The 8,294-nt window shown below is 73.1% G+C and carries 7 protein-coding genes; all 7 read left to right on the forward strand.

The window, feature by feature from the left end; translation table 11 throughout:
- Nucleotides 1–19: 19 nt before the first annotated feature.
- The 7 genes from hpnC (at nt 20) to hpnH (ending at nt 8,184) form a co-directional block, all read left to right on the forward strand.
- The gene (gene hpnC / locus NP777_RS44930; RefSeq protein ID WP_256655983.1) at nt 20–883 is read left to right on the forward strand and encodes a squalene synthase HpnC; all 864 of its coding nucleotides are present in this window, start codon (nt 20–22) and stop codon (nt 881–883) included.
- The gene (gene hpnD / locus NP777_RS44935; RefSeq protein ID WP_391858704.1) at nt 880–1,842 is read left to right on the forward strand and encodes a presqualene diphosphate synthase HpnD; all 963 of its coding nucleotides are present in this window, start codon (nt 880–882) and stop codon (nt 1,840–1,842) included. Before hpnC ends, hpnD begins: the two co-directional genes overlap by 4 nt.
- The gene (hpnE, locus tag NP777_RS44940; protein ID WP_256655980.1) at nt 1,839–3,332 is read left to right on the forward strand and encodes a hydroxysqualene dehydroxylase HpnE; all 1,494 of its coding nucleotides are present in this window, start codon (nt 1,839–1,841) and stop codon (nt 3,330–3,332) included. The genes hpnD and hpnE overlap by 4 nt, the downstream gene beginning before the upstream one ends.
- Complete coding sequence (locus NP777_RS44945) at nt 3,329–4,426, forward strand: polyprenyl synthetase family protein (protein WP_256655981.1); 1,098 nt, start codon at nt 3,329–3,331, stop codon at nt 4,424–4,426. The genes hpnE and NP777_RS44945 overlap by 4 nt, the downstream gene beginning before the upstream one ends.
- A gap of 104 nt (nt 4,427–4,530) precedes the next feature.
- The gene (gene shc / locus NP777_RS44950) at nt 4,531–6,477 is read left to right on the forward strand and encodes a squalene--hopene cyclase (RefSeq protein WP_391858705.1); all 1,947 of its coding nucleotides are present in this window, start codon (nt 4,531–4,533) and stop codon (nt 6,475–6,477) included.
- Nucleotides 6,477–7,208: a phosphorylase family protein gene (locus NP777_RS44955; protein WP_256655982.1), complete on the forward strand. Its 732-nt coding sequence runs from the start codon at nt 6,477–6,479 to the stop codon at nt 7,206–7,208. The genes shc and NP777_RS44955 overlap by 1 nt, the downstream gene beginning before the upstream one ends.
- Nucleotides 7,159–8,184: an adenosyl-hopene transferase HpnH gene (gene hpnH, locus NP777_RS44960; protein WP_210951370.1), complete on the forward strand. Its 1,026-nt coding sequence runs from the start codon at nt 7,159–7,161 to the stop codon at nt 8,182–8,184. Before NP777_RS44955 ends, hpnH begins: the two co-directional genes overlap by 50 nt.
- The last annotated feature ends 110 nt before the right edge of the window (nt 8,185–8,294 follow it).

Below are 8,294 nucleotides of genomic sequence, written 5' to 3' on the forward strand. Positions count from 1 at the left end.
GCAGGAAGCCGCTCGCGCCGTGCTCGACAAGGCCGCCCACGAGAACTTCCCCGTGGCCCCCTTTTTCCTCCCCCGCGCCTGGCGCACCGATCTGATGGCCGTCTACGGCTACGCCCGGCTGGTCGACGACATCGGCGACGGCGATCTGGCCCCCGGCGGCGCCGACGCCGAGCTGCTCGGTCTCGACCGCGACCGGGCGGACGACGCGCTCGCGATGCTGGACGCGTTCGAGGCCGACCTCCGCCGGGTCTTCCAGCCCGCCGCGGAACCGCGCCATCCGCTGCTGCGGGCCCTGCGCCCCACCGTCCACCGCCATGGGCTCGACCAAGGCCCCTTCCTGGGGCTGATCGAGGCCAACCGCCAGGACCAGCGGGTCCGGCGGTACGCCACCTACCAGGAACTCCTCGACTACTGCGAGCTGTCCGCCAACCCGGTCGGACGGCTCGTCCTCGGCATCACCGGCACCGCGAGCCCCGAGCGGATCCGCCGCTCGGACGCCATCTGCACCGCCCTGCAGATCATCGAGCACCTTCAGGACGTGGCCGAGGACCTCCGCAGGGACCGCGTCTACCTGCCCGCCGAGGACATGAAACGCTTCGGTGTGACCGAGGCCGACCTCGCCGCCCCCAGGGGCGGCGTACGGTTGCGTGCGCTGGTCGCGAAGGAGGCGGAACGCGCCGCTGCCCTGCTGAATGAAGGCACCCCCCTGGTGGGTAGCGTCCACGGCAGGCTCAAGGTGCTGCTCGCCGGATTCGTGGCCGGGGGGCGGGCCGCCTTGCGGGCGGTCGCGGCCGCGGGACATGACGTACTCCCTGGACCGCCCAGGCCCACCAAGCTCAGCCTGCTGCGCGAGGTGGGGGCGACACTGCGAAGAGAGGGGTGAGCCGGACCGTGAAGGGATCTCCGCACGCGTCCGCGCCAGTGCTCGCGGCGTACCGCTACTGCGAGGCCGTGACCGGCCACCAGGCCCGCAACTTCGCCTACGGCATCAGGCTGCTGCCGACGGAGAAGCGCCATGCGATGTCGGCCCTGTACGCCTTCTCCCGCCGGATCGACGACATCGGCGACGGCCCCCTCGACCCGGAGGCCAAGCGCGCCCGGCTGGCGGACACCCGCGCCCTGCTGGACCGGGCGCGGGGCGGCGGCATCGAGGAGGACGACACCGACCCCGTCGCCGTCGCCCTCGCCCATGCCGCACACCGCTTCCCGATCCCGCTGGACGCGCTGGACGAGCTGATCGACGGCGTGCTGATGGACGTGGCCGGGCAGACCTACGAGACCTGGGACGACCTCAAGGTCTACTGCCGCTGTGTGGCGGGCGCCATCGGACGGCTGTCGCTCGGCGTCTTCGGGACCGCCCCCGGCGCCGGCCACAGCGAGGACGAGCTCGAGCGCGCCCCGTACTACGCCGACACCCTCGGGCTCGCCCTGCAGCTGACCAACATCCTGCGCGACGTCCGCGAGGACGCCGCCACCGGGCGCACCTATCTGCCCGCCGACGACCTGGCCAAATTCGGCTGCACCGCCGCGTTCCGCAGCTCCACCGCACCCCCGGACGCCGACTTCACCGGTCTGGTCCACTTCGAGGTGCGGCGGGCCAGGGCGCTGTTCGCCGAGGGCTTCCGGCTGCTGCCGCTGCTGGACCGGCGCAGCGGGGCGTGCGTGTCCGCCATGGCGGGCATCTACCGCAGGCTGCTGGACCGGATCGCCAAGGACCCCGCGGCCGTCCTGCGCGGCCGCGTCTCGCTGCCCGGCCATGAGAAGGCGTACGTGGCGGTGCGCGGGCTGGCCGGGCTCGACGCCCGTGCCGTCGAGCGCCGCGGCACCGGGAGGCCGGTGTGACCCACTCGACCCTGGACCCCGCCCCGGCCGCCGGGCCACGCCCCGCCGGGCGGAGCGCCCTGGTGATCGGCGGCGGGCTCGCCGGTACGACGGCCGCGCTCGCGCTGGCCGACGCCGGGCTGCGGGTCACCCTGGTCGAGGGCCGCCCCCGCCTGGGCGGCCTCGCCTTCTCCTTCCACCGCTCCTCCCCGGCGGGCGTGCTCAGCGTCGACAACGGCCAGCATGTGTATCTGCGCTGCTGCGCCGCCTACCAGTGGTTCCTGGAGCGGGTCGGCGCGGCCCGACTCGCCCCGCTCCAGGGCCGGTTGGACGTCCCCGTCCTCGACGCCCGGGGGCGCGACGGGCGGCGGCTCGGCCGGCTGCGCCGCACCGCCCTGCCGGTGCCGCTCCATCTCTCCGCGAGCCTGGCCACCTACCCCCATCTCTCCCTCGCCGAGCGCGCCCAGGTGGGCCGCGCCGCACTCGCACTGGGGCGGCTGGACCCCGAGGACCCGGCGCTGGACGGGGTGGACTTCGCCGGCTGGCTGCGCCGCCACGGCCAGTCGCCGCGCGCCGTCGAGGCGCTGTGGGACCTGGTCGGCGTGGCCACGCTCAACGCCACCGCGCCCCATGTCTCGCTGGGCCTGGCCGCGATGGTCTTCAAGACCGGGCTGCTCTCCCGGCCCGGCGCCGCCGACATCGGCTGGGCCCGCGCCCCGCTCGGCGAGCTGCACCACACCCGCGCCCAGCGCGCCCTGGACGCGGCGGGAGTCCGGACCGGCCTGCGCACCCGGGTGACCGCCGTCACCCGCACCCCGGAGGGCCGCTGGAGCGCGGCCACCGCCGGGCGGCCGGGGGAGGAGCCGCGGCCCGAGGCGGACGGCGCGGACGTCCTCGTGCTGGCCGTACCGCAGCGCGAGGCGCACGCCCTGCTGCCGGACGGCGCCCTGAAGGACCCCGGCCGGCTGCTGCGCATCGGCACCGCGCCCATCCTCAATCTGCATGTGATCTACGACCGCACGGTGCTGCGCCGCCCCTTCTTCGCCGCGATCGGCTCCCCCGTCCAGTGGGTCTTCGACCGTACGGACGCCTCGGGGCTGAGGGACGCGCCCGGGGCCGGGGACAGCCAGTACCTGGCCGTGTCGCAGTCCGCCGCGTACGACGACATCGACCGCCCGGTGGCCGAACTGCGCGCCCGCTATCTGCCCGAGCTGGAGCGGCTGCTGCCGGTCGCCCGGGGGGCGCGGGTGCGCGACTTCTTCGTCACCCGGGAACGCACCGCCACCTTCGCCCCCGTCCCCGGCGTCGGCCTCCTCCGGCCCTCCGCCCCGACCGACGCGCCCGGCCTCTACCTGGCCGGTGCGTGGACCGCCACCGGCTGGCCCGCGACCATGGAGGGCGCCGTGCGCAGCGGTCTTTCCGCCGCCCGCGCGGCCCTCACCGACCTAGGCCGCCCGCATGTGAACCCTCTCCCCGCCCCGGGCGGGGGGACGCCCAAGGAGGCGGCATGAGCACCACCACCAAGAACAGAGGAGAGACCGTGACCCCGGCGACCCCAGGTGTCGACACCGCAGGCGTCATGGCGCTGCTGGACCGCGGCCGTACGCTCGCCACGCCGGTGCTGCGCGCCGCCGTCGACCGGCTGGCCCCGCCCATGAACACCGTCGCCGCGTACCACTTCGGCTGGATCGACGCCGAGGGCAACCCGGCCGAGGGCGACGGCGGCAAGGCCGTACGCCCCGCGCTCGCCCTGCTGTCCGCCGAGGCGGCGGGCGCCGCCCCCGAGGCCGGGGTGCCCGGCGCGGTCGCGGTCGAGCTGGTGCACAACTTCTCGCTGCTCCACGACGACCTCATGGACGGGGACGAGCAGCGCCGCCACCGCGACACCGTCTGGAAGGTGCACGGCCCGGCCCAGGCCATCCTGGTCGGTGACGCCCTGTTCGCGCTGGCCAACGAGATACTGCTGGAGCTGGGCACCGCCGAGGCCGGGCGGGCCACCCGCCGGCTCACCGCCGCCACCCGGAAGCTGATCGACGGCCAGGCCCAGGACATCTCCTACGAACACCGCGAGTGGGTCACCGTCGAGGAGTGCCTGGAGATGGAGGGCAACAAGACCGGCGCCCTGCTCGCCTGCGCCGCCTCCATCGGCGCCGTGCTCGGCGGCGCCGACGACCGCACCGCCGACACCCTGGAGCGCTACGGCTACCACCTGGGCCTCGCCTTCCAGGCCGTCGACGACCTGCTCGGCATCTGGGGCGACCCGGAGGCCACCGGCAAGCGGACCTGGAGCGATCTGCGCCAGCGCAAGAAGTCCCTCCCCGTGGTCGCCGCGCTGGACGCCGGCGGCCCCGACTCCGAGCGGCTCGCCCAGATCCTCGCGGCCGACGCGCACAAGCCGGAGGAGGAGTTCGCCGACTTCTCGGAGGAAGAATTCGCCGTGCGCGCGGCGTTGATCGAGCAAGCAGGTGGCCGGGACTGGACCTCTCAGGAGGCCCGCAGACAGCATGCGACCGCCATGGAGGCACTGGGTTCGGTGGACATGCCCGCCGAAATCAGGGCCCGGTTCGTGGCGCTCGCCGACTTCGTCGTCGTACGAGAGAGATGATCGCCATGGACCGCTAGTTCGCAGTCGCCGGCCGGCACCCAGCCGGGGCGCCGGCCGACGGAAGCCCCAAAGACGGCAGATGAGCACACTGCAGAGGGGAAGCCATGACAGCGACACCGACCGTCCAACCCTCCGAGTCGTCCGAGTCCAAGACATTAAGCGTCGCCCGTGAGGCGACGGTCCGCGCGGTGGACCACCTGCTGTCCCGCCAGGACGAGCGGGGCTGGTGGAAGGGCGACCTGGAGACCAACGTCACCATGGACGCCGAGGATCTGATGCTCCGCCAGTTCCTCGGCATCCAGGACCCCGACACCCTCGCCGCCGCGGCCCGCTATCTGCGCTCCCAGCAGGCCACCGACGGCACCTGGGCCACCTTCCACGGCGGTCCGCCCGAGCTATCCGCCACCATCGAGGCGTATGTCGCCCTGCGGCTGGCCGGCGACGAGCCCGACGCGCCCCATATGGCCGCCGCCTCCGCCTGGGTGCGCTCCCGGGGCGGGATCGCCGGCAGCCGGGTGTTCACCCGCATCTGGCTCGCCCTCTTCGGCTGGTGGCGCTGGGAGGACCTGCCCGAGCTGCCACCGGAGATCATCTACTTCCCGAAGTGGCTTCCGCTCAACATCTACGACTTCGGCTGCTGGGCCCGGCAGACCATCGTGCCCCTCACCATCGTCTCGGCCACCCGCCCGGTACGCCCGGCCCCCTTCCCCCTCGACGAACTCCACACCGACCCCCGCAGACCCAATCCGCCGCGGCCACTGGCCCCCGTCGCCTCCTGGGACGGCGCCTTCCAGCGGCTGGACCGGGCGCTGCACGCCTACCACAAGGTCGCCTTCCGCCCGCTGCGCCGGGCCGCGCTGCGCTCCTGCGCTCGCTGGATCGTGGAGCGGCAGGAGAACGACGGCTGCTGGGGCGGCATCCAGCCACCCGCCGTCTACTCCGTCATCGCCCTCCATCTGCTCGGCTACGACCTCGACCACCCCGTGATGCGCGCCGGCCTGGAGTCGCTGGACCGGTTCGCGGTGTGGCGCGAGGACGGCAGCCGGATGATCGAAGCCTGTCAGTCCCCGGTCTGGGACACCTGCCTGGCCGCCATCGCGCTGGCCGACGCCGGTCTCGCCCCGGACCACCCGGCGCTGGTCAAGGCCGCCGACTGGATGCTGACCGAGCAGATCGACCGGCCCGGCGACTGGTCGGTCCGGCGGCCCGGACTGCCCGCCGGCGGCTGGGCGTTCGAATTCGACAACGACAACTACCCGGACATCGACGACACCGCCGAGGTCATCCTGGCGCTGCGCCGGGTCGACCACCCCGAGCCCGAGCGGATCGAGGCGGCCGTGCGGCGCGCCATGCGCTGGACCCTGGGCATGCAGTCGAAGAACGGGGCGTGGGGCGCGTTCGACGTCGACAACACCAGCCCGCTACCCAACAAGCTGCCGTTCTGCGACTTCGGCGAGGTGATCGACCCGCCGTCGGCCGATGTCACCGCGCATGTCGTGGAGATGCTGGCGCATGAGGGGCGGACGTACGACGCCCGCACCCGGCGCGGTATCTCCTGGCTGCTGTCCGAGCAGGAGCCGAGCGGCGCCTGGTTCGGCCGCTGGGGCACCAACTACGTCTACGGCACCGGCTCCGTCGTCCCCGCGCTGATCGCCGCGGGCGTCCCCGCCTCCCATCCGGCGGTCCGCCGGGCCGTCCGCTGGCTGGAGAGCGTCCAGAACGAGGACGGCGGCTGGGGCGAGGACCAGCGCTCCTACCTCGACGCCGAGTGGATGGGCCGGGGCGCCTCCACCGCCTCGCAGACGGCGTGGGCGCTGCTCGCGCTGCTGGCGGCGGGGGAGCGGGACGGTGCGGCGGTCGAGCGCGGGGTCACCTGGCTCGCCCAGACCCAGCGGCAGGACGGCTCCTGGGACGAGCCGTACTTCACCGGTACCGGCTTCCCCTGGGACTTCTCCATCAACTACCACCTGTACCGGCAGGTCTTCCCGGTGACGGCACTGGGCCGGTATGTCCACGGCGAGCCCACCGGGGCGCGACCGCGGAGCAGTTGATGTCCGCCGATCCGGCCGCGGCGGCCGGCGATGCGCCGCTGCTGATCGCCTGTGCGCTCGGCATCGAGCGGTTCGCCCTGCGCGGCGCCGACCCGGGCGCCGCCGCCGGGGCCGTGACCGTGCTGCGCACGGGCATGGGGCCGCGGTCCGCCGAGCGCGCCGTGAGCCGGGCGCTGACGGGGAGGTCCCCCGGTGAGCCCGGGGGGCGGCCCACCGCCGTCGTCGCCACCGGCTTCTGCGCCGGACTGGCCCCGGGCATGCACCCCGGGGACCTCGTGGTGGCCGACGAGACCCGCGATCCGGCGGGCCGGACCCTGTGCACCGGCACCCGGATCCTCGCCGACGCCCTGTCACACCCCCTACCCGGCGGCCCCCGCCGGGCCGTCCACATCGGCCCGGTCGTGGGCTCGGGCCATGTGGTGCGCGGCGCCGAGCGGGCCGCGCTGCACAGCACCGGCGCCATCGCGGTGGACATGGAGTCCGCCGCGACCCTGCGCACCGCCGTCGGCCACGGCGTCCGTCCGGTTGCGGCCGTCCGGGTGGTCGTGGACGCTCCAGAACATGAACTCGTCCGAATCGGCACGCTACGCGGTGGAATATCGGCTTTCCGGGTTCTCCGGACCGTTCTTCCCGCTTTCTTTCACTGGCACCGTTCTTCGCTGCTCCCAGGAGGTGAGCTAGATGGCCATGCCTCTCCGCCAGACCATCCGGGTCGCGACGTATCTCTTTGAACAGAAAATGATCAAGCGGCGGGACAAGTTCCCGTTGATCGTCGAGCTCGAGCCGCTGTTCGCGTGCAACCTCAAGTGCGAGGGCTGCGGGAAGATCCAGCATCCGGCCGGGGTGCTCAAGCAGCGCATGCCGGTCGCCCAGGCGGTGGGCGCGGTGCTGGAGTCGGGCGCGCCGATGGTGTCCATCGCGGGCGGCGAGCCCCTGATGCACCCGCAGATCGACGAGATCGCACGGCAGCTCGTGGCGCGGAAGAAGTACGTCTTCCTCTGCACCAACGCGATGCTGTTGCGGAAGAAGATGCATCTTTTCAAGCCCTCCCCGTACTTCGCCTTCGCGGTGCACATCGACGGACTGCGGGAGCGGCATGACGAATCGGTCGCGAAGGAGGGGGTGTTCGACGAGGCGGTGGAGGCCATCAAGGAGGCCAAGCGGCGCGGCTTCCGGGTCACCACCAATTCCACCTTCTTCAATACCGACACCCCGCAGACCGTCATCGACGTGCTCGACTTCCTCAATGACGAGCTCGAGGTGGACGAGATGATGATCTCGCCCGCCTACGCGTACGAGAAGGCGCCCGACCAGGAGCACTTCCTGGGCGTCGAGCAGACCCGCGAGCTGTTCCGCAAGGCGTTCGCCGGGGGCAACCGACGCCGCTGGCGGCTCAACCACAGCCCGCTCTTCCTCGACTTCCTCGAGGGCAAGACGGACTTCCCGTGCACCGCCTGGGGCATCCCCAACTACTCCCTCTTCGGCTGGCAGCGGCCCTGCTATCTGATGAGCGACGGCTATGTCCCGACCTACCGCCAACTGGTGGAGGAGACCGACTGGGACAGCTACGGCCGCGGCAAGGATCCGCGCTGCGACAACTGCATGGCCCACTGCGGCTATGAGCCCACCGCGGTCCTGGCGACCATGGGCTCCCTCAAGGAGTCGCTGCGCGCCGCCCGGGAGACCGCCGCGGGAAGCCATGGGTGACGGGATGAGCGCGGCGGAACCAGATGGGATGAGCGCGGCGGAACCGGTCGCACTCGGCCTGCCCGCGGTGCCGGGCAGGCCCCTCGCGCCACGCCGGGTCTCCCGCCGCC

Source organism: Streptomyces rugosispiralis, assembly GCF_024505145.1.
GTDB lineage: Bacteria > Actinomycetota > Actinomycetes > Streptomycetales > Streptomycetaceae > Streptomyces > Streptomyces rugosispiralis.